Annotated in this window: 16 protein-coding genes and 1 tRNA gene; 6 read left to right on the plus strand and 11 right to left on the minus strand. The window is 62.3% G+C overall.

Annotated features, from left to right (window positions below; translation table 11 throughout):
• Position 1: 1 nt before the first annotated feature.
• The 4 genes from DXY03_RS06060 to DXY03_RS06075 all read right to left on the minus strand — a co-directional run bounded on the left by DXY03_RS06060 (position 2) and on the right by DXY03_RS06075 (position 4,958).
• Positions 2–2,389: a UvrD-helicase domain-containing protein gene (locus DXY03_RS06060; RefSeq protein WP_115009622.1), complete on the minus strand. Its 2,388-nt coding sequence runs from the start codon at positions 2,387–2,389 to the stop codon at positions 2–4.
• A gap of 284 nt (positions 2,390–2,673) precedes the next feature.
• A complete protein-coding gene (locus DXY03_RS06065; protein WP_115009623.1) occupies positions 2,674–3,762 on the minus strand; it encodes a glycosyltransferase in 1,089 nt (362 codons plus the stop codon).
• Positions 3,762–4,475: a heme oxygenase (biliverdin-producing) gene (locus tag DXY03_RS06070; protein ID WP_115009624.1), complete on the minus strand. Its 714-nt coding sequence runs from the start codon at positions 4,473–4,475 to the stop codon at positions 3,762–3,764. The genes DXY03_RS06065 and DXY03_RS06070 overlap by 1 nt, the downstream gene beginning before the upstream one ends.
• A 75-nt stretch (positions 4,476–4,550) precedes the next feature.
• Positions 4,551–4,958 (minus strand): hypothetical protein, encoded by a 408-nt coding sequence (locus tag DXY03_RS06075; RefSeq protein ID WP_115009967.1) that lies wholly within the window; start codon positions 4,956–4,958, stop codon positions 4,551–4,553.
• A 113-nt stretch (positions 4,959–5,071) separates the two neighbouring features.
• Between DXY03_RS06075 and DXY03_RS06080 the strand changes: the two genes are divergently transcribed.
• The 3 genes from DXY03_RS06080 to DXY03_RS06090 all read left to right on the plus strand — a co-directional run bounded on the left by DXY03_RS06080 (position 5,072) and on the right by DXY03_RS06090 (position 8,841).
• Positions 5,072–5,827: a 5'-methylthioadenosine/adenosylhomocysteine nucleosidase gene (locus tag DXY03_RS06080; protein WP_115009966.1), complete on the plus strand. Its 756-nt coding sequence runs from the start codon at positions 5,072–5,074 to the stop codon at positions 5,825–5,827.
• Between the two features lie 196 nt (positions 5,828–6,023).
• Complete coding sequence (locus tag DXY03_RS06085; RefSeq protein ID WP_115009625.1) at positions 6,024–7,448, plus strand: NADP-dependent isocitrate dehydrogenase; 1,425 nt, start codon at positions 6,024–6,026, stop codon at positions 7,446–7,448.
• A 34-nt stretch (positions 7,449–7,482) separates the two neighbouring features.
• The gene (locus DXY03_RS06090) at positions 7,483–8,841 is read left to right on the plus strand and encodes a (Fe-S)-binding protein (RefSeq protein ID WP_115009626.1); all 1,359 of its coding nucleotides are present in this window, start codon (positions 7,483–7,485) and stop codon (positions 8,839–8,841) included.
• Here DXY03_RS06090 and DXY03_RS06095 read toward each other — a convergent pair.
• Positions 8,740–10,086 carry a four-carbon acid sugar kinase family protein gene (locus DXY03_RS06095; RefSeq protein WP_115009627.1) on the minus strand — a complete coding sequence of 449 codons (1,347 nt, stop codon included), beginning with the start codon at positions 10,084–10,086 and terminating at the stop codon, positions 8,740–8,742. The genes DXY03_RS06090 and DXY03_RS06095 overlap by 102 nt on opposite strands.
• A gap of 14 nt (positions 10,087–10,100) precedes the next feature.
• Between DXY03_RS06095 and DXY03_RS06100 the strand changes: the two genes are divergently transcribed.
• Positions 10,101–11,252, plus strand: a complete 1,152-nt coding sequence (locus tag DXY03_RS06100; protein WP_115009628.1) for an FAD-binding oxidoreductase — start codon at positions 10,101–10,103, stop codon at positions 11,250–11,252.
• Here the strand turns inward: DXY03_RS06100 and DXY03_RS06105 are convergent.
• Positions 11,237–12,091 carry a galactose mutarotase gene (locus DXY03_RS06105; protein WP_170951998.1) on the minus strand — a complete coding sequence of 285 codons (855 nt, stop codon included), beginning with the start codon at positions 12,089–12,091 and terminating at the stop codon, positions 11,237–11,239. The genes DXY03_RS06100 and DXY03_RS06105 overlap by 16 nt on opposite strands.
• Positions 12,092–12,117: 26 nt before the next feature.
• The gene (locus DXY03_RS06110; protein WP_115009630.1) at positions 12,118–13,029 is read right to left on the minus strand and encodes an alpha/beta fold hydrolase; all 912 of its coding nucleotides are present in this window, start codon (positions 13,027–13,029) and stop codon (positions 12,118–12,120) included.
• Positions 13,030–13,049: 20 nt separating this feature from the next.
• Between DXY03_RS06110 and DXY03_RS06115 the strand changes: the two genes are divergently transcribed.
• Positions 13,050–13,400 carry a hypothetical protein gene (locus DXY03_RS06115; RefSeq protein WP_115009631.1) on the plus strand — a complete coding sequence of 117 codons (351 nt, stop codon included), beginning with the start codon at positions 13,050–13,052 and terminating at the stop codon, positions 13,398–13,400.
• 1 nt (position 13,401) lies between these two features.
• Here the strand turns inward: DXY03_RS06115 and DXY03_RS06120 are convergent, their stop codons facing one another.
• Positions 13,402–14,778, minus strand: coding sequence for a cation:proton antiporter (locus DXY03_RS06120; protein WP_115009968.1), 1,377 nt, complete (start codon positions 14,776–14,778; stop codon positions 13,402–13,404).
• A gap of 211 nt (positions 14,779–14,989) precedes the next feature.
• On the opposite strand from DXY03_RS06120, the gene DXY03_RS06125 reads away from it, so the two are divergent.
• On the plus strand, positions 14,990–17,512 hold the full coding sequence (locus tag DXY03_RS06125; RefSeq protein ID WP_115009632.1) for a glycogen/starch/alpha-glucan phosphorylase: 2,523 nt from the start codon (positions 14,990–14,992) through the stop codon (positions 17,510–17,512).
• 59 nt (positions 17,513–17,571) lie between these two features.
• Here DXY03_RS06125 and DXY03_RS06130 read toward each other — a convergent pair whose 3' ends face one another.
• The 3 genes from DXY03_RS06130 to DXY03_RS06140 form a co-directional block, all read right to left on the minus strand.
• Positions 17,572–18,039, minus strand: coding sequence for a hypothetical protein (locus DXY03_RS06130; RefSeq protein ID WP_115009633.1), 468 nt, complete (start codon positions 18,037–18,039; stop codon positions 17,572–17,574).
• Between the two features lie 37 nt (positions 18,040–18,076).
• Entirely contained in the window at positions 18,077–18,403 is a 327-nt protein-coding gene (locus DXY03_RS06135; RefSeq protein ID WP_115009969.1) for a hypothetical protein, read from the minus strand.
• A gap of 93 nt (positions 18,404–18,496) precedes the next feature.
• Positions 18,497–18,570: transfer RNA gene (locus DXY03_RS06140), tRNA-Arg, on the minus strand.

Below are 18,570 nucleotides of genomic sequence, written 5' to 3' on the forward strand. Positions count from 1 at the left end.
ATCAATCACCCACAGGTTCGATTGGAGCCAAACGCGGATCCAGGATTTTGGGGCCCATACCTGCGAACTTGACCGCGATGGACACCTTCTCACCACTGCCGAAGGTATGAGTGATCTCCCCAAGACCGAAGCTGGCGTGCATCACCTGATCGCCTACCTGCCAGCTACGACCGGGAGCTGGCCCTGCCTGACGTCGCCGCACCGCATTCGCGGGGGCCGATGATGGTTTCTCACGATCCACGCGGGTGAGCCTTTCCAGGCGCCGCTCGCGCCGAAGCGCTGCTCCACCACTCTGGGGAATGTCGCCCTGCACCAGGGCCTCCGGCAGCTCCGAAAGAAACACTGAGGGAACCGCCGCCTCACGCATGCCACCCCAAAGACGCCGCTCACTGGCATGGGAGAGGAACAAACGCTCCTTCGCCCGGGTGATGCCCACATAGCAAAGACGTCGTTCTTCCTCCAGTGATGCCGGATCGTCCAAGGAGCGATAGCTGGGGAAGAGTCCCTGCTCCAAACCCACCAGGCAGACCACAGGAAACTCCAGCCCCTTGCTGCTGTGCAACGTCATCAAGGTGACACGGTCCGCAGCGGTGTCCTTGCTGTCGGCATCACTGGCCAGTGCTGCACTGGCCAAAAATCCCTCGAGATCACCCTCCTCGTTCTCCTCCTGATACTGAAGAGCAGCGTTCACCAATTCCTGCAGGTTGCGACGCCGTTCCTCGGCCTCATCGGTGCCATCAGCGATCAACTCGCTGACATAACCGCTTTTCTCCATCACCTGCTGAATCAGTTCCGAGGGAGCCACCTCACGGCTCCGCGACTGGAGATCGTTCACCAGATCGCAGAACTGCAGCAGCCCCTTGGCGGAACGACCGCCCAGGGAACGCACCGCTTCAGGATCACTCACCACATCCCACAGCGGAATGCCCAGTTGGTTGGCCGCATCGGTGAGCCGCTGGATCGTGGTCTTGCCGATGCCGCGCTTGGGCACATTGATCACCCGCAGCAGGCTGACGGTGTCTGCCGGGTTGATCAGCAGCCGCAGATAGGCCAGAAGATCTTTGATCTCACGTCGGTCGTAGAAGCGCAGTCCCCCCACAACGATGTAAGAGATGCCCCAACGCACCAGCGATTCCTCGATCGCACGGGACTGGGCATTGGTGCGATAGAGCACGGCCATGTCACCCCAGCTGAGCTCGGGATTGGCCGCTTCCATCGTGCGCAACCGGTGCACCACAGCCTCCGCCTCAGCGATTTCGTCATCACAGCGGGTAAGAGAGATCAATTCCCCCTCGCCACGCGTGGGGCGCAACACCTTGTCGATACGTTCGGTGTTGTTGGAAATCAGCGCGTTGGCCGCTTCAAGGATCGTGGCGGTGGAGCGGTAATTCTCCTCCAGCTTCACCATCGTGCGCGTGGCCTCATCCGGAGCCTGATCACCGAAATCGTCCTGAAAACCCATCAGGATCGTGAAATCTGCAGCCCGGAAGCTGTAGATACTCTGGTCGGCGTCACCCACAACAAACACCGAGCGCCCGGCCCAGTCGTCGTAATCCTGAGGCTCCTTGCCATCGGTGACCAGCAGCTTGATCAGGTCGTACTGGGTGCGGTTGGTGTCTTGATACTCATCCACCAGAACGTGACGGAAACGACGGTGCCAGTAGCTGCGCACCTGCTCGTTTTGCTGCAAGAGCTGCACCGGGAGGAGCAGCAAATCGTCAAAGTCGAGGGCATTATTTGCCGCCAATGCCTTGCGGTAACGCCGATAGACATCGGCGGTGAGCTTGCCCCGCTGCCCTTCAGCATTGGCCTCGAGCTGATCGGGAAGCCAGCCCTGGTTTTTGGCGTTGCTAATCGCCCAACGGGTCTTCTTGGGTTCAAAGCGCTTGGGATCCAGTTGCAATTCCTGTGTGACGATCTCCTTCACCAGGCTCTGGGCATCAGCTTCGTCGTAGATCGAAAACTGCTTGGTCCAGGTAAGTCCTTCGGCATCCTTGAACTTATCGATGTCGTAACGAAGCATCCGCGCGAATAGCGCGTGGAAGGTGCCGATCCAGAGTTCTTTGGTGACTTCGCGGTAGATGCGCGAACGCAACTGACGCTGCTCCACTGGAGGCAAGGTGCTCCAGGGCTGGCCGAATTGACTCTGAGCCAGCTTCTGGGCCAAGAGCAGCTCAAGCCGCTCCTTCATCTCGCGGGCGGCTTTATTGGTGAAGGTCACCGCCAGAATTTGAGCTGGATCGGCACCGTGCTCTCCGATCAGGTGAGCAATCCGATGGGTGAGTGCCCGGGTTTTTCCACTACCTGCACCTGCCACCACCAGCAGGGGACCCTCGTGATGATCTACTGCCCGTCGTTGGGCATCATTGAGGCCGGCCAAAAAGCTCATGGGCCGATGGTACGGGAGTTCTCGTACACAGGGGCCGTTGAAACCAACGAAGCGATGGCTAAAACAAAACTGATAAGGCCCAGGAACGCTGCCAAAGGGGATAACCAAGAGCCGAGGAAGGCGAAGACGACTGGGAGATAACTCCGCAGCAGCTTCAGCTCCCTCCGGATCTGTGCCTTAAGAAGTTATAGACAAAAGGTCTCGTGACATTGCTTCGGTAACAAACAACGGTCCTGACAATGCTTATTCAGGACCACAAGCCCGCTTGGTCAGGGCGAAAGCAATCAGCCACGCAACCGATCGACCACCTTGCTCCGCAACCGTTCGAATCGCTGCATCCAACGCAAACGACGTGTGGAGGGCGAACGCAAGGCCGCTTCAGCTGACACGCCCATGGCTCCATGGGCACGAAGATCCTCCAGCTGCGTCAAAACATGACCCCAGCGCTCACACCAGCGCCGCTCGGCCACCTCGGCGAGCAGGCCCTCGAGCGTGGCCGCATCCGGCAACCACCCATAAGAATTCGCGACCGCCGCTGCGATGCGCGCTTGATCGTTCGCCAGCGTGCCTTGACCGATTTGATGGGCCGTGACCCCGGGGGTGAGCATGTCCGCCAGAGCGTGATTAAAGCTGCTGAACACCACGCAGCCACAGGCCAGCGCCTCGAGGGGCGGAAGGCCAAAACCCTCACTCACCCCACGACCACGCCAATACTCAGCCGAGTCGTAGAGATAAACCTTGGAGGAGTTGAACAACTCCACTAGATCATCGACCCAGCCGCTCTGGACCTCCACTCTCAGTCCCTGCGCCTGCAAAGCCGGCACCAGTTGATTCAGCACATAGGGGCTGCTTTTACGAAGCTGCACCAGCACATCGATCGGTCTCTCAGAGCGGGTTCTTTGCGCTGCAGAACCGGGGCGCGCGCCCTGGTTGATCCAGTGAGGTTCGAGAGCATTCGGTACCAAAAACAATGGATTACGGGGCGCACGATCAGCCCAGTAACCGAGGGTGTTGCGACTGACCGCAACCACTGGCACTCCTGGCGGGAGATCAAATCCATAGCCACTGCTATGGGCCTGATACACCACATTTTTACCGCGCAAAAGCTCCAGCGTACGCGGAACATCAAAGCCCCAACTAACGATCCAAAGAGCTGATCCTGGCCCCGACTCATTGCGAATCAGATCGTCAAGGAAGGGGTGACGATCAGTTCTCTCCCGATACGTGACAACCTCCGTATGCCGCAGCGTATACAGCAAGCGAGCGGTCTGCAGAGCCACTCTGAGGCCACCGCAACGAAAACGGGTTCCGGTGCCAGGCACCAGAACCCGAATAGAACTGAACCTCCCAAAGGAGGACTCCGTTAATGCCATCAGGCAGTGACTGCCTCCGTGCTGCCAGCCCGCTGACGGCGGGTGAGGAAACCAAACAACACCTTGCCGATGGCGGCCACGAGGTTGCCCTCCAGCTCCTTGAACATATTCATGTTTAGGTGGAAAGCATGGTTGGCCTCCTCAACGATGCGATCGGCCATGGCCTGATCGATGGGCAGCGTGTCCATTGCGGAGCGATAGGTCGTCTTAAACGCCTTCTCATCGGCAATGTCGTCGAAGACGTAAAAGCGCAGGCCGGCATCACCCTCCATGTTCATCGCTTTCTGGGCGATGTTCTTGAGGATCTGACCTCCGGAAAGATCACCGAGATAACGGGTGTAGTGGTGGCCGACCAACAACTCGGGAGATTCCTGGGCTACAGCGTGAATACGCTCTACGTACGCCGCCGCTGAAGGGGAGGGCTGGATGTTTTCCTTCCAGCTATCGCCGAAGTAATACGTGAGGTCTTGTTCCAACGCCTCACGACGATTCAGCTGGGCCATCGCAACAGGCCCAACCACCGGGTGGTCTGCCAGCTTGCTGATCTCGTCCTCCATCGCGGAATAAACGAAATACAGATCAGCGACAAGCTTGCGATAGCTGGCCTTATCAACAACACCCTTCAGAAAGCAGCTCACGAAGCCGGTGTTCTCGGCCATGGTGTGCGATTTTTTCGTGCCTTCCCGGAGCTGGGCAGCAAGGGCGACAGACATGATTGCTTTTGATTGGACCAATGGAAAGACCCTATAAGCAGTCCACGTAAGGGTGGTCACGAGCGTTGCGAAGGGTTACGCCGCTGTATCGGACGAAGCATTCCGATCAAACAGTTCAAACAGCTCGCGACAGATCTGCTGAAGCTGCCTCACCTGTTGCTGCTGGGGCAAATGGGAGCCTTCCGGCAACCATTCACCAACCGTCGCGAGGCGCCAGCGTTCTCCGTCGTAAGTCATGCCTCGCATCAACACACCGAGCAAGTGCAACTGGTCATCACCTCGCTCGGTGCTGATGCGCAATTGCATCAGCAAACTGCGGCACTCCAAACGTGGACTCCAGCCCGGGAAGTGAAAGGAGAGGTCAAGTGATTCTGTTTCACTCCACTGCCGGGTCTGCGGGTCATCCCTCCATGGGCTGAGGTTGGCCTGCGCAGCAGGAAACTGACGTCGCACAAGGGTGATCGTTGAAGCGAGTGCTCGCATCCGGGCCACGCTGTGTACCGACTCACCCGCGTTCACCGCAACCTCCTGGTTTCGCACAGTGTGCAGGGAGATGCAAAAGGTCGCCGTTACGGTTGCCCGAGGTTTACGAAACCATGACGCAACCGCTGCGCCTCGGCCTGCTGAGCGCCATGCCGGAGGAAATCGGCTCTGCTCTCAGCCACCTGAAAAATCTGAGCTGCAGCGACCATGGCGACCTAAGGGTCCACAGGGGTTCCTGGGGTGACACCGTTCACCTCACCCTGGCATGGAGCGGCTGGGGAAAGGTGAGCGCTGCACGGGCCGCCACACGCCTGCTCGCCAGCGAACCAAGCATCGATCTGCTGATCTTCACCGGCGTTGCCGGCGCAGCGGATTCAGCTCTGAGCCAGTGGGATGTGGTGTTGGCCGATGCCTTGGTCCAGCACGACATGGATGCCCGGCCCCTGTTCCCGCGCTTCACGCTGCCATCGCTAAAGCAGGACCGGCTCCGACCGCAGCCGGCTTGGTTCAACTGGGCCAAGACCGCTCTGCTGGAGGCCCATAGCGCAGGCGATCTGGACGGGTTCGCTCAGCCCAACAGTGGTCTGATCGCCACAGGAGATCGTTTCATCGGCGATCCAGCAGTGCTGCAAGCGCTGCTGGATGCCCTACCCGACCTGCGGGCCGTTGAGATGGAAGGTGCTGCAGTCGCGCAGGTGGCCGAACAAGAGGGAATTCCCTGGTTGGTACTGCGAGTGATTTCTGATGGTGCTAACGCAGCGGCAGCTCAGAGCTTTGAGACCTTCCTCAAAGGCTACGAAAAGCAGGCCTGGCGGCTAATTGAAGCCCTGCTTCAGCGCTGTGGAGACTCGCCCCAACAATGCACATGATTTTCGTGCCCTCATGAGCATCAGCGCGACCATTTCCGCCTGGCTGGTCAATCCGGCGGCATTACTGCTGACTTTGCTGGTGCTCTACATCGGCCATGGCCTGCTCGCTGGCCATTGATGGCGGTCTGCACTGTTTGAAACCGTAGGGCTCCCGGCTCAGTCATAGGCTCGGCCTGCTGACGCCCGACCAACCGCCATGGCCCAGTTCGAGAAGCTCACCGCCCCGAGCCAGGGCACACCGATCCGCTTCGAGAACGGTCAGCCCGTGGTGGCCGACAACCCGATCATCCCCTTCATCCGGGGCGATGGCACCGGGGTGGACATCTGGCCCGCCACCCAGAAAGTGTTGGATGCGGCTGTGGCCAAGGCCTACGGCGGCAGCAAGAGCATCGAATGGTTCAAGGTTTACGCCGGCGATGAAGCATGCGACCTCTACGGGACCTACCAGTACCTACCGGAGGACACCCTCGAGGCGATCCGCACCTACGGCGTGGCCATCAAGGGACCACTTACTACTCCCGTGGGTGGCGGCATCCGGTCGTTGAACGTAGCCCTGCGCCAGATCTTTGATCTGTACTCCTGCGTGCGTCCCTGCCGCTACTACGAGGGCACCCCAAGCCCCCACAAGCGTCCCCAGGATCTGGACGTGATCGTCTACCGGGAGAACACCGAAGACATCTACATGGGGGTGGAATGGGAAGCCGATGACGCCGTTGGCCAGGAGCTGCGCAAGCACCTCAACGAGGTTGTGATCCCTGCCAACGGCAAACTGGGCAAGCGCCAGATCCCAGAAGGTTCAGGCATCGGCATCAAGCCGGTGAGCAAAGCCGGCAGCCAGCGCCACATCCGCAAGGCCATCCAGCACGCCCTGCGTCTTCAGGGCGACAAGCGCCACGTGACCCTGGTGCACAAGGGCAACATCATGAAGTTCACGGAAGGAGCCTTCCGGGACTGGGGCTATGAACTGGCCACCACCGAATTCCGCGATGTGTGCATCACCGAGCGGGAAAGCTGGATCCTCGGCAACCTCGAGAAGGATCCCAAACTGAGCGTGCAGGCCAACGCCCGCATGATCGAGCCTGGCTACGACAGCCTCACTCCAGAGAAGAAAGCCGACATCGACACCGAGGTGCAGGCGGTGATCGACGCCATCGGCAGCAGCCATGGTGGCGGCAAGTGGAAGGAGATGGTGCTGGTGGATGACCGCATCGCCGACAGCATTTTCCAGCAAATCCAAACCCGGCCCCAGGAGTATTCGATCCTCGCCACGTTGAACCTCAACGGCGATTACATCTCCGACGCCGCCGCCGCGATGGTCGGTGGCTTGGGCATGGCCCCCGGCGCCAACATCGGCGAGAACGCCGCCATCTTCGAAGCCACCCACGGCACCGCCCCGAAACACGCTGGCCTCGACCGGATCAACCCCGGTTCGGTGATCCTCAGCGGCGTGATGATGCTGGAGTTCCTCGGCTGGCAGGAGGCCGCTGATCTGGTGACCAAGGGCCTCAGTGCCGCCATTGCCGACAAGCAGGTCACCTACGACCTGGCCCGACTGATGGAGCCCCAGGTGGATCCGGTGAGCTGCAGCGGTTTCGCCGAAGCGATCATCCAGCGCTTCTGATCACCAGACCTGCCATTCACGCCAGACTCAGGCAATGGCCTCTCCCACCCAGCTCCCCGGGCTTCCCGCAGGTGCAGCAGACCCCTGCGTGCACTGCGGCTTCTGCCTGCCCACCTGTGCCAGCTATCGCGTGCTGGCCAGTGAGATGGACTCACCCCGCGGCCGCATCCATGCGCTGCGGGCGATCGAAGCCGGTGACCTGGAGCTGGATGCCACGGTGGCCAGCCATTTCGACACCTGCCTGGGCTGTTACGCCTGTGTTTCCGCCTGTCCTTCGGGAGTCCGCTACGACCAGCTGATCGAAGCCACCCGGCCCAAGCTGAATCAGGCCAACCAGCGCAGCAGTTGGCAAACCAGCTTCCGCAAGCTGCTGCTGCAGGTGCTGCCCTACCCCAAGCGCCTGCGGGCCCTGCTGCAACCCTTGCGGGCCTATGCCGGCACACCGCTGCAACACCTGGCCCGCCGCTCCGGGCTCACCCGTCTGTTCGGGCCGGAAATCGAAGCGATGGAGCAGCTGCTGCCACCCCTGGTGCAGGAGAGCTTCACCGACCGACTGCCCCAGATCAATCCCGCCTACGGCAAACGCCGCGGCCGCGTGGCGCTGTTGCTGGGCTGCGTGCAGCGCTGCTTCGATCCCAGCGTCAGCACCGCAACGGTGAAAGTGCTGCAGGCCAACGGATTTGAGGTGGTCATCCCAGCAGACCAGGGCTGCTGCGGGGCGGTGAGCCATCACCAGGGGGAGCTGGAGCTCACGCGCCAATTGGCAACGGATCTGATTCGGAGCATGAATGCCGTTGAGGGAGATCTGGATGCGGTGCTGGTGGCTGCTTCGGGCTGCGGCCACACGATGAAGGCCTACGGCGAGCTCCTGAACGGCAAGGCGGCCTTCCGCGCTCCGGTGTTGGATGTGCAGGAATTCCTGGCGGACCGCGGCCTTTTGGAGTCCTTCCGCGCCCAACTGCAACCACTTCCCGGCGGCGTGGCCATGCATGACGCCTGCCACATGATCCATGGCCAGGGCATCCAGGCCCAGCCCCGCCAGCTGCTGCGGGCCATCCCCAACGTTCAGCTGCGGGAAGCAACCGAGGCAGGGGTGTGCTGCGGCAGCGCCGGCATCTACAACCTGGTGCAGCCAGAGGAAGCCTCCGAACTGGGCCGAATCAAGGCCGACGACCTCAGCAGCACAGGCGCCGAACTGGTGGCCAGCGCCAACATCGGTTGCACCCTGCAGCTGCGGCGCCATCTAGGCAATCGGGCCCAGGTGCAGCATCCGATGGAACTGCTGGCCGCCTCAGCCGGCCTCCATCCGCTGCCAGGCGTCCCTCAACGTGCCAGCAACGCCGAGATTACCGGGGAAGGTGAGAATCGGCAGTCCGCTGCAGGGTCCCGCTGACGGACGCACCAACGACAGACCCGGCAGCAGCTGCCCTTCCAGCTGCACCGACTCGAGGGCCAGGCCCCGGGCCAGCAGCGTCTGGGTGGTAATGCCACCTTTGCTGAGCAGATAGCCCAGATCAGGAGCCAGGGCTGACGCAAGTCGCCCCATCAACTCGGCCAGAGCGCAGGACAAGCGCCGGCCCTCCTGTTCGGAAGCACAACGCAGCTCACCGCGGCTGGTGAACAACACCGGCGTCAGACCTTGATCCAGCAGTGCCCGCAGCTGCTGCAACCAGACCCGCTCAAGATCCGCCAGCAACAGTTCGGGTGTCGGCCCCTCCAGCACCCGAGCGATGCGCGGCACCGACAGTTCAACCCCTTGGCAACCCGATTCCTGCAGCAAAAGCTCCAGCTGCTGATCCGCCAAAGGCACATGGGAGCCCACCATCACCAGGCCCGGCAGAGGCGTTCCATCGTCAGCCAACCGTCGCAACCCCGCTAAGCCCTTGGGATCAAGCGGCGGCGGGCCTGGATCGGCCAGGGCCTTCACCATGCTGGCGGCGGAACGGAACAGAAAGCGTTTCTGCCCTTGCAGGGCGCGCACCGCTGCTGCCAGAGCGGTGAGCTGCTCCTGCCGCTCGGCATCCACCACCACAGAGGCATTGCCCTGGAGCCCACGCAGACGCTCGATCAACAACGGCAGGCCTGCTGCGCAGGCGGCATCAAGCTCCCGGCCACAGATGCGCTGCACGGACGCCGCGGCAATGGACCCATCACTCTTCTCCTCCAACCAGCGGGCCAGATCACTGCTGCTGAAACCGAACAGCCGATCCTGAGCGAACGGCGTGGTGTGCACCGGTTCCCCGTGGAGGAGATGCACCCCGTTCACGGTGGTGCGGCCCCCTTCCAAGAACGCCGGAACATGGAACGTGGCATCAAAGGGCCCGAAGGACGCCTGCAAAACCTCAGGCTCCAGCACCCCATGGCCGCGCAAGGTCGAATCACCACGACTCACCAGCAGCACCTGATCACGGGCCAATCCCTCCCGCTGCAGCGCCTGATCCAAGGCCACCGCAATACCGCGGTTGCGTTCCGCGGCATCCGTGGGCATCAGCGCCCGGGTGTCAGCCAGCAGAAACAACAGAGGCGACGCATGACGCAGCCCCCGGCGCAGGGTGTCGACATCCCAGCGCAGCAGCAGTGGGCAGCTGTGCACCGTCTGCGAGCCGGTGGGATCGTCGTCAATGACCACAACCTTCATGGCACCATCGTGCCGTGAGGCATTCCCCCGCCAGCCGCAGTGCTCTGATTGATCTGGTGCGCCAGTGGCACCAGAGCGGCACCCCCTGGAGTCCCAGTGGCCTGGGCACACGCCTGGACTGGGGTCCGCCGCTGGATCCCCGCCATGAGGTGCTCTCCTGCCGGCAGCTCAACCAGGTGATCGACCATGCCGTGGACGATCTGACCATTACGGTGGAAGGGGGCCTGCCATTGCAGGACCTGCAGGATCTGCTGGCGGAGCAGGGGCAATGGCTGCCCATTGACTGGCCCCGAGCCGGCGCTGCCGGAAGCATCGGCGGCCTGGTGGCCCGTGGACTGGCGGGGGGACTACGGCAGCGCCATCTGGGGGTGCGCGATCAGATCATTGGCATCGGCCTGTTGCGCGCGGATGGCGTCGTAGCCCACGCCGGTGGACGGGTGGTGAAAAACGTGGCGGGCTACGACCTGATGCGGCTGCTCTGCGGCAGCTGGGGCAGCCTGGCGCTGATCACCGAACTCACCCTGCGGCTGCAACCGCTGCGGCCCGCCCGGAGCGGCCTGCTTGTGGAGGGCGACCTGAAGGCCCAGGAGGCCTTTCGCAACGAACTGCTGCGCTCCAGCCTGACGCCGGAACGCTGTGACTGGATCAACGGCGGCGATGGTGCCTGGCGGCTGCGGCTGGTGGTGAGCAGCGTCTCGGAGCAGGCGGTGAACGATCAGCTGAAGCAGCTCGAGGCGTTGGCGCTGAACCAACAGCTCAGCGCCGAACGCCAGGCTTGTTCCGATGCCCTCACCACACCCTTCGATGCCAGCCCCTCTGCGCAGCTGGTGCGGCTGGTGCTACCGCCGGCCCAGTTGCACCGGTTGTTGCGGGATGAGGCGATGAGGGCCCTCAAACCATGGACCTGGGAGCTGGCCGCCGGAGCCGGCTGCGGTGATGGCTGGTGCGACGCGGCGACAGCGGATCACCAGCTGGAGGCGCTACGCCGCAGCGTGCTCCGCCTCGGCGGCGAAATGACGCTGTTGAAACGCGCGGCCGAATCAACCGTGCCGGTCTGGCTTGACCGTCCGTCCCGACCGCTAATCGAAGCGGTGAAACGTCAGTTCGACCCCAAACTGCAGCTCAGCCGCGGCCGTCTGCCCGGGGTGAATCAGGAGACGCTGTAGCGACAGGCGAGGGTCTGCTTTGCACCGGGCTGGAGCACGAGTTTTTGGTCACCGCTCACCAGGGCCTGGCGCGGACCAGTCCAGGGTTCCAGACAAACCATCGGCCGCGGGGGCTCAGTCCAAACCACACTGAGATCCATCGGTGCCTGATGCTGCAGCTCCAGCGTCACCCCGGTGGCGTCGTCGATCAAGCTGACAGGACCCGCAGGCCGGCAGAGGAAATCCACCCCTTCGGGCAACCGCTTGAGCTGATCGGCGGTGGCGGCCTCCGCCATCTCCAGGTGGTTGAGGCAGCGCTCCGCCAGACCCGTGAGCCGGGTCTGGGCCAGATCGCTCACGTTGAAGTAGGGGTGCAAGCCGAAACTGAACGGCATGGCGGCATCACCGCAGTTGTGCACCGTGGTGGAGATCTCCAAGGCAGAGGCCACCGGGCGCAGCTCCATCTCCAAACGGAAAGGGAAGGGATAGGCCTTCAGCGTTTCGTCGCTGCTGGAGAGGCTGAGGCACACACCGCTCTGATCCTCCAGCAACTGGAGCTGCCAGGGAAGATCCCGGGCGAAGCCGTGCTGCTTGAGGGGATAGTCGAGGCCATCCACAGGCAGCACATCTCCGGGCAGGTTTCCGCAGATCGGAAACAACACCGGAATGCCGCCGCGAATGCTTTTGCTCGGATCGGCGTAACGGTCCTGGTCGAAATAAAGGATCTCCCGTCCCCCGCAACACCAACCACTCACCAAACCACCCCGCTCGGGAATGATGCGCAACCGATCACCACTGCTGGGATGCACAAAGTCCCAGTGGGCGTAGGGGGCCGACTGCTGGGTAAGAGTCATGGGCATCCGCCGATGCGGGGTGGCTCATCCATTCACTTAGCCAGCAGATCAACATTTGTCGGTGCCGCAGCCGACTTCAGGCTCTCCAGCCATTGCAGCAGCGCCGCATTCACCTGATCCGGCACCTCATCGTGGGGGCAGTGCCCGGCCTCCAGAACCACCTCTGTGGTGGCCTCAGGAGCATGGCGCTGAAAGGTGGAGCGGCGACCCGGGGCGTTAATCCAGGGATCACGAATGCCCCAGAGCAGCAACAACGGCGCCGTCAGTTCGGCGAAAAGCTCATCGAGGGGCTGACCTCGGGGGATATCGAAGACCGTGCGAAACACCCCGAAGGCGCCTGGATCCAGGGAGGGGCGCCGGATCGACTCCACCAGCCAATCGTCAACGTTGGTCTTGTCGACATACACCTGATTGAGGGTGCGGCGGATCGTGGCGGGTCGGCGCAGGTTCTCGAACAGCAACCGCTGCAGCACCGGACTCTTCAGCAGGGCCGTGCCGATGCTCTGGCGGGCGATGGCACCCAAGCCTTGCGGCGGTTTCTGCTCATCACTGAAGGGACCGGCGGCATTGAGCAGCACGACGCCAGCACAGTCCGATCCCAAGGCGGCTCCAGCGGCGAGGGCCGCAAACCCACCGAGGGAATTTCCGGCGATCACCGTCGGACGGCCAATCCGCTCGCGCACATAGGCCACCAGTTGGTCGCGCCACAGGGCACCCCCGTAATTCAGACCAGCCGGCTTGGCACTTCTGCCGAAGCCCAGCAGATCAATCGCATGCACGGCATGGGTCTGGGCCAACACGGGAATGTTGTGGCGCCAGTGATCGGTGGAGGCACCGAACCCATGCACCAACAGAAGCGCCGGATGATCGCTGCTGTCTTGCTCGGGATGCTGCTGCACCGTGTGCACGGCATGGCCGAGATGGCTCCAGGTGACGCGATCCACAGCCGGCTGCGAGGGACGCGATGCTAAGCAGCACTGAAGCGGCCTGGATGGTGAGCTACGAGGTGATGGGCGGACCGCTGGCGGACGCATCCGTCTGGCGCGGAGCTTTGCTCTGGGCCATCGCCCTCTACGTGCCGCTGAGCGCACCACTCAGCACGTTGGAATCAAGCCTCAAGGAGAGTGAGCTGCCCGAACCGGTGGGTCAACCGGTGCTGGTGATCAGCAGCCTGCTGCTGGCTCTCGTGACGGGCGTTGTCACCCAGCTCGGATTCAGTTGGATCTTGGGTCCGAGCTGGGCCTCCAGCCTTGGTGTTGTGGCCGTGGGCTGGAGTGTTCTGATCGTCCTCGCCAATGCTGGAAAAGACGACTGATTCAGGAAGCACCCGCCAGGGGATCGGCAGCAAATTCGTCGGGAACCTGATTGCCGTCTTCAGGGGGCTTGTCTTTGAGGACGATGCGCAACAGCACCGGCGCCAGGAACGTGGTGCCGATCACCATCAGCAGAATCGCCGCCTCAAGGCCAGGGCTGAGCAGGCCTGAGGCGGTGCCCAGGCCCAGGAAGATCAGGCCAACTTCGCCGCGGGGCATCATCCCCAGCCCCACCACCAGGTTGTTGGTTTTTTCCTTGCTGAAGATGGCCCAGCCGGCAGCCACCTTGCCAATGATCGCCACCACGAACAGGAAGGCTGCCACCACCAGGGCGGAACGGGCCCCCGGATCAGAGGGGTTGATCACTGAGAGGTCCATTCCTGCACCCACCAGCACGAAGAAAACGGTGGCGAACAACCCAACGATGGGGGTGACTGCCGCCTGAATCTCGTGGCGATGCTTGGAGGTGCTGGCGATCAAACCAGCGGCGAAGGCCCCGAGGGCAGCCTCCAACCCAATGGCTGACGCCACGAAGCAACTGATCGCGAGGAGCAAATAGGAACCAATCAACTTGGCTCCGGGCGCCTTGAGTTGATCGATCAACCAATCAAAGGCAGGGGCTGCCTTCTGGCTCAACAGCAAGGCCACCACCACAAACAGAACTGCTGCCACGACCAGCTGAACGATGGGCCCAATCTCCAGGCTGCCGCCGGCCGCCAGGGACACGACGATGGCCAGGATGACGATGCCGAGGATGTCGTCGAGCACCGCGGCGCCGATCACGATCTGGCCTTCTCGCGTGCGCAGATAGCCCAGTTCACCGAAAACGCTGGCGGTGATGCCGATGCTGGTGGCCGTCATCGAGGCGCCGGCGAAGATGGCCGGGATCGCATCCACGTGGAAGATCGCCATCAAGCCAAGGGTGCCGAGGGCGAAGGGCAGCACCACGCCGACCACGGCGACGCTGAAGGCCTGGGCCCCCACCGCCATCAGTTCCTCCAGCTCACTTTCAAGACCCGTGAGGAAAAGCAGGGAATAAAGCCCCAGCGTGGCCACCGCCTGCAGGGCTCCGAAGCTCTCGTTGTAGAGGGCTGGAATCTCCTCCACCGGCACATGGGACAGGCCGGACACAACCTCGGAGAAAGCCCCGGAAAGCTGCACCTGGGTTTCCGGCGGCACCAGAAGGTGAAGGCCAGAAGCACCAATCAGCACGCCGGCAAGAAGTTCCCCGAGAATCGTGGGCAACTCGAACCGCACCAGAACCTCCGCGAGGGTGCGGGCCGCCACGAAGATCAGCATGAAGCGAAGGACGCCGATCAGCGTTTCCGCCAATTCGAGGTCGTGACTGCTGATTTCGCTCAGCAGGGTGGGCAGCAGCATCAAGCCGGGCATGTCTCACGCCGAACCTTAATGGTGATTCCGCCGCTGAACTGTTCGCTGGACGATCACAATTGACCGGGAATGCTGTATTAAGCGCTTTTTTTCAGGCAGCCCCAGTTGTGATGGCTACGGTCCGAATAATTCATTGAGTTGGGCTCCGAGCACCCCTGGCCTGACGGTGATTCCACGCTCCATGGCTCGCTGAACCCCCATGACCACGTCACAACCGTTCGATCTGCGTCTGCCGACCCCCGGCTGTCACAACGACCCAGAACGCGCCGGCCTCGATGCCAAGAGCGTGTTCGACGGCATGACGGAACACCTGTTCTTCACGCTCGGCAAGCTCGCCCCCACCGCCAGCCGCCATGACCTCTACATGGCCCTGAGCTATGCGGTGCGTGATCGGCTGATGATGCGCTATCTGGCCACCACTGAAGCGATGCGGGCCCGCCCGCAGAAATCGGTGGCCTACCTGTCGGCGGAATTCCTGATCGGCCCGCAGCTCAATAGCAACCTGCTGAATCTGGGAATTCAGAAGGAAGCCGAAGAAGCCCTGAAGAATTTCGGCATCGAGTCGTTGCAGCAGATCCTGGATGTGGAGGAGGAACCCGGCCTGGGCAATGGAGGCCTCGGCCGTCTGGCGGCTTGCTACATGGAGTCGTTGGCCAGCCTGAAGATCCCGGCCACCGGCTACGGCATCCGCTACGAGTTCGGCATCTTCGATCAGCTGATCCGCGATGGCTGGCAGGTGGAGATCACCGACAAGTGGCTCAAGGGCGGCTGGCCCTGGGAACTGCCCCAGCCCGACGAGGCCTGCTTCGTGGGCTTCGGCGGCCGCACCGAGAGCTACATCGACGACAAAGGCAACTACCGCTCCCGCTGGATCCCAGCGGAACACGCCATCGGCATTCCCCATGACGTGCCGGTGCTGGGCTATCGCGTCAACATCTGCGATCGGCTGCGGCTCTGGCGTGCCGATGCCACCGAAAGCTTCGACTTCTATGCCTTCAACATCGGCGACTACTACGGCGCCGTTGAGGAAAAGGTGGGCAGCGAAACCCTCTCCAAGGTGCTCTACCCCAACGACGGCACCGACGAAGGCCGGCGTCTGCGCCTGAAGCAGCAGCACTTCTTCGTCAGCTGCTCGCTGCAGGACATGCTGCGCAGCCTCGACAACCGCGGCCTGTCCGTGGAGGACTTCCCCAACTACTGGACGGTTCAGCTGAACGACACCCACCCAGCCATCGCCGTAGCGGAGCTGATGCGGCTGCTGATCGACGATCGGCATCTGGAGTGGGACCGGGCCTGGGACATCACCTCCCGCTCTGTGGCTTACACCAACCACACCCTGCTGCCCGAAGCGCTTGAAAAGTGGGACCTCAACCTGTTCAGCAGCCTGCTGCCCCGCCATCTGGAGCTGATCTACGAGATCAACCGGCGCTTTCTGCAGCAGGTGCGGCTGCGCTACCCCGGCAACGACGCGATCCAGCGGAAGCTCTCGATCATCGATGAAGAGGGCAGCAAAGCCGTGCGCATGGCCCACCTGGCCACGATCGGTGCCCACCATGTGAACGGTGTGGCAGCGCTGCACTCCGATCTGGTGAAAACCGACCTGCTGCCGGAGTTCGCGGCGCTGTGGCCGGAGAAATTCACCAACGTCACCAATGGCGTCACCCCGCGCCGCTGGGTCGCCCTGGCCAACCCCGAGATGTCGGCTCTGCTGGATCAGCATGTTGGCCCCGACTGGATCTCCAACATGGAGAGCCTGCGCAAGCTGGAGGAGCGGCAGAACGACCAGGGCTTCCTCGAGCTCTGGGGCAACACCAAATTGTCGGTGAAGCGCAAGCTAGCTACCTACATCCACCGCAACACCGGTGTGCTGGTGGACCCCGCCAGCCTGTTCGACGTGCAGGTGAAGCGCATCCACGAGTACAAGCGTCAGCACCTCAATGCCCTGCAGGTGATCACCCAGTACCTGCGGATCAAAAACGGCCAGACCGACGGCATGGCGCCCCGCACCGTGATCTTCGGCGGCAAGGCCGCTCCCGGCTACTACATGGCGAAGCTGATCATCCGCTTCCTCAACGGCATCGCCGAAACCATCAATGCCGATCCGGACATGGATGGCCTGCTGCGGGTTGTCTTCCTGCCGGATTACAACGTGAAGTTGGGGGAACAGGTGTATCCCGCCTCCGACCTCTCCGAACAGATCTCCACCGCCGGCAAGGAAGCCTCCGGCACCGGCAACATGAAGTTCGCCATGAATGGGGCCCTCACCATCGGCACCCTTGATGGGGCCAATGTGGAGATCCGTGAGCTGGTGGGAAGCGAGAACTTCTTCCTGTTCGGCAAGACCGTGGAAGAAATCACGGCCCTGCAGCAGGACGGCTACCGCCCTGGCGATGTGATCGCCGCACTACCGGAACTGCAGGAGGCCCTGCGGCTGATCGAGATGGGGCACTTCAGCAACGGCGACGGCGAACTGTTCCGCCCCCTGCTCGACAACCTCATAGGAAACGACCCCTTCTATGTGATGGCCGACTACGCCGACTACCTGCGGGCCCAGGATGCGGTGAGCCGTGCCTGGAGCGACCGGATGCACTGGAATCGGATGTCGCTGCTGAACACGGCCCGCACCGGGTTCTTCTCCTCCGACCGTTCCATCGGCGAATACTGCAAGAACATCTGGGCCGTGGATCCTCTCAACGTGGAGATCACCTGCGACGTGCGCTGAAAACAGCTACAAAAAAAGCCCTGGATCCTGTCCAGGGCTTGGAACCAAGATGCAATGCTTCAGCTCCGATCAGGCAGGTCAGGCGTCTGGTGCAACAGGCGGTTGAGCCGAAGACGGTCCACGTTCAAGGGGTCTGGAGCCAGCTCACCGGCCAGTTCGCGGAACTTCTGCTCGATTTCTTCCGGGACGCGCACATCAAACACCCTTTCCATCAAGGCCTCAATCGAGAACAGATGGGCGTTGATGTTCTCCAGGTCGGCAATGGCCTGCTGGATGGAATCAGCTGATTCCTCTGAAACAGGGGCGCCGGACGCTGCAGGCTTCGAAGCGGCTGCATCGGCGGTCTGGCGGGAGCCGTGCTGCTTCTGCAGATCCTCGAGCACACGGCCGGACAAGGTGCGGAACGACTGGAGCGCTGCCCAGTTGAGCTCCTGTTGCTGACGAAGCGTGGGGGACTCCCGGATCAGCCGGTCATGCTCACGGTAAAACCGTTGACAATCCGGGCACTGGCAGGGCTCTTCCGGCAATGCAGTCCCTCGCGGTCATTCACCACTATGCCACCGATCAAGCCGCCTGAGGTCCCAGATCCTCCTCGGCCTGGGGGCCATCCTCACCAGAAGTGTCGGGGAGGGGGATCTCAATGGAGGACACCACACCGATCACATCCCGCAGCCGCATCGAATCGGCGAACCAGCCCATGGCCTGTTCCGTATCGCCGCGACGTTCCGCGTCACTGGCCTGGTCTTCATGGGCTTCCGCCAGGAGGGCGAGCCAACACAGGCAACGAGCCTGCACCACTGATAAATCCAGATCCGTGGGCTGGGATTCAGCAATTCGCTCACTTTCCTGCTGCACCAACAGCCGCAGACGGAGATCGTGAAGCTGGGTCATGGCACCCAAACCCGGTTGCACCAACCCTAGCGGTGGTGAACGATCTGAACACCCCACCAGATGTAGCGCTCACTACCTCTTGAGCAATTCTCACGGGGCTGGCGGGACTCGAACCCACGACCTACGGTTTAGGAAACCGTCGCTCTATCCAGCTGAGCTACAGCCCC

The sequence above is a fragment of the Synechococcus sp. N5 genome (genome assembly GCF_900473925.1).
Lineage (GTDB): Bacteria > Cyanobacteriota > Cyanobacteriia > PCC-6307 > Cyanobiaceae > Parasynechococcus.

What these genes read in the sequence shown, in the direction of transcription:
- DXY03_RS06060 (WP_115009622.1), bottom strand. Translation starts at nt 2,389, where the DNA reads ATGAGCTTTTTGGCCGGCCTCAATGATGCCCAACGACGGGCAGTAGAT.
- DXY03_RS06065 (WP_115009623.1), bottom strand. Translation starts at nt 3,762, where the DNA reads ATGGCATTAACGGAGTCCTCCTTTGGGAGGTTCAGTTCTATTCGGGTT.
- DXY03_RS06070 (WP_115009624.1), bottom strand. Translation starts at nt 4,475, where the DNA reads ATGTCTGTCGCCCTTGCTGCCCAGCTCCGGGAAGGCACGAAAAAATCG.
- DXY03_RS06075 (WP_115009967.1), bottom strand. Translation starts at nt 4,958, where the DNA reads ATGCGAGCACTCGCTTCAACGATCACCCTTGTGCGACGTCAGTTTCCT.
- DXY03_RS06080 (WP_115009966.1), top strand. Translation starts at nt 5,072, where the DNA reads ATGACGCAACCGCTGCGCCTCGGCCTGCTGAGCGCCATGCCGGAGGAA.
- DXY03_RS06085 (WP_115009625.1), top strand. Translation starts at nt 6,024, where the DNA reads ATGGCCCAGTTCGAGAAGCTCACCGCCCCGAGCCAGGGCACACCGATC.
- DXY03_RS06090 (WP_115009626.1), top strand. Translation starts at nt 7,483, where the DNA reads ATGGCCTCTCCCACCCAGCTCCCCGGGCTTCCCGCAGGTGCAGCAGAC.
- DXY03_RS06095 (WP_115009627.1), bottom strand. Translation starts at nt 10,086, where the DNA reads ATGAAGGTTGTGGTCATTGACGACGATCCCACCGGCTCGCAGACGGTG.
- DXY03_RS06105 (WP_170951998.1), bottom strand. Translation starts at nt 12,091, where the DNA reads ATGCCCATGACTCTTACCCAGCAGTCGGCCCCCTACGCCCACTGGGAC.
- DXY03_RS06115 (WP_115009631.1), top strand. Translation starts at nt 13,050, where the DNA reads ATGCTAAGCAGCACTGAAGCGGCCTGGATGGTGAGCTACGAGGTGATG.
- DXY03_RS06120 (WP_115009968.1), bottom strand. Translation starts at nt 14,778, where the DNA reads ATGCTGCTGCCCACCCTGCTGAGCGAAATCAGCAGTCACGACCTCGAA.
- DXY03_RS06125 (WP_115009632.1), top strand. Translation starts at nt 14,990, where the DNA reads ATGACCACGTCACAACCGTTCGATCTGCGTCTGCCGACCCCCGGCTGT.
- DXY03_RS06135 (WP_115009969.1), bottom strand. Translation starts at nt 18,403, where the DNA reads ATGACCCAGCTTCACGATCTCCGTCTGCGGCTGTTGGTGCAGCAGGAA.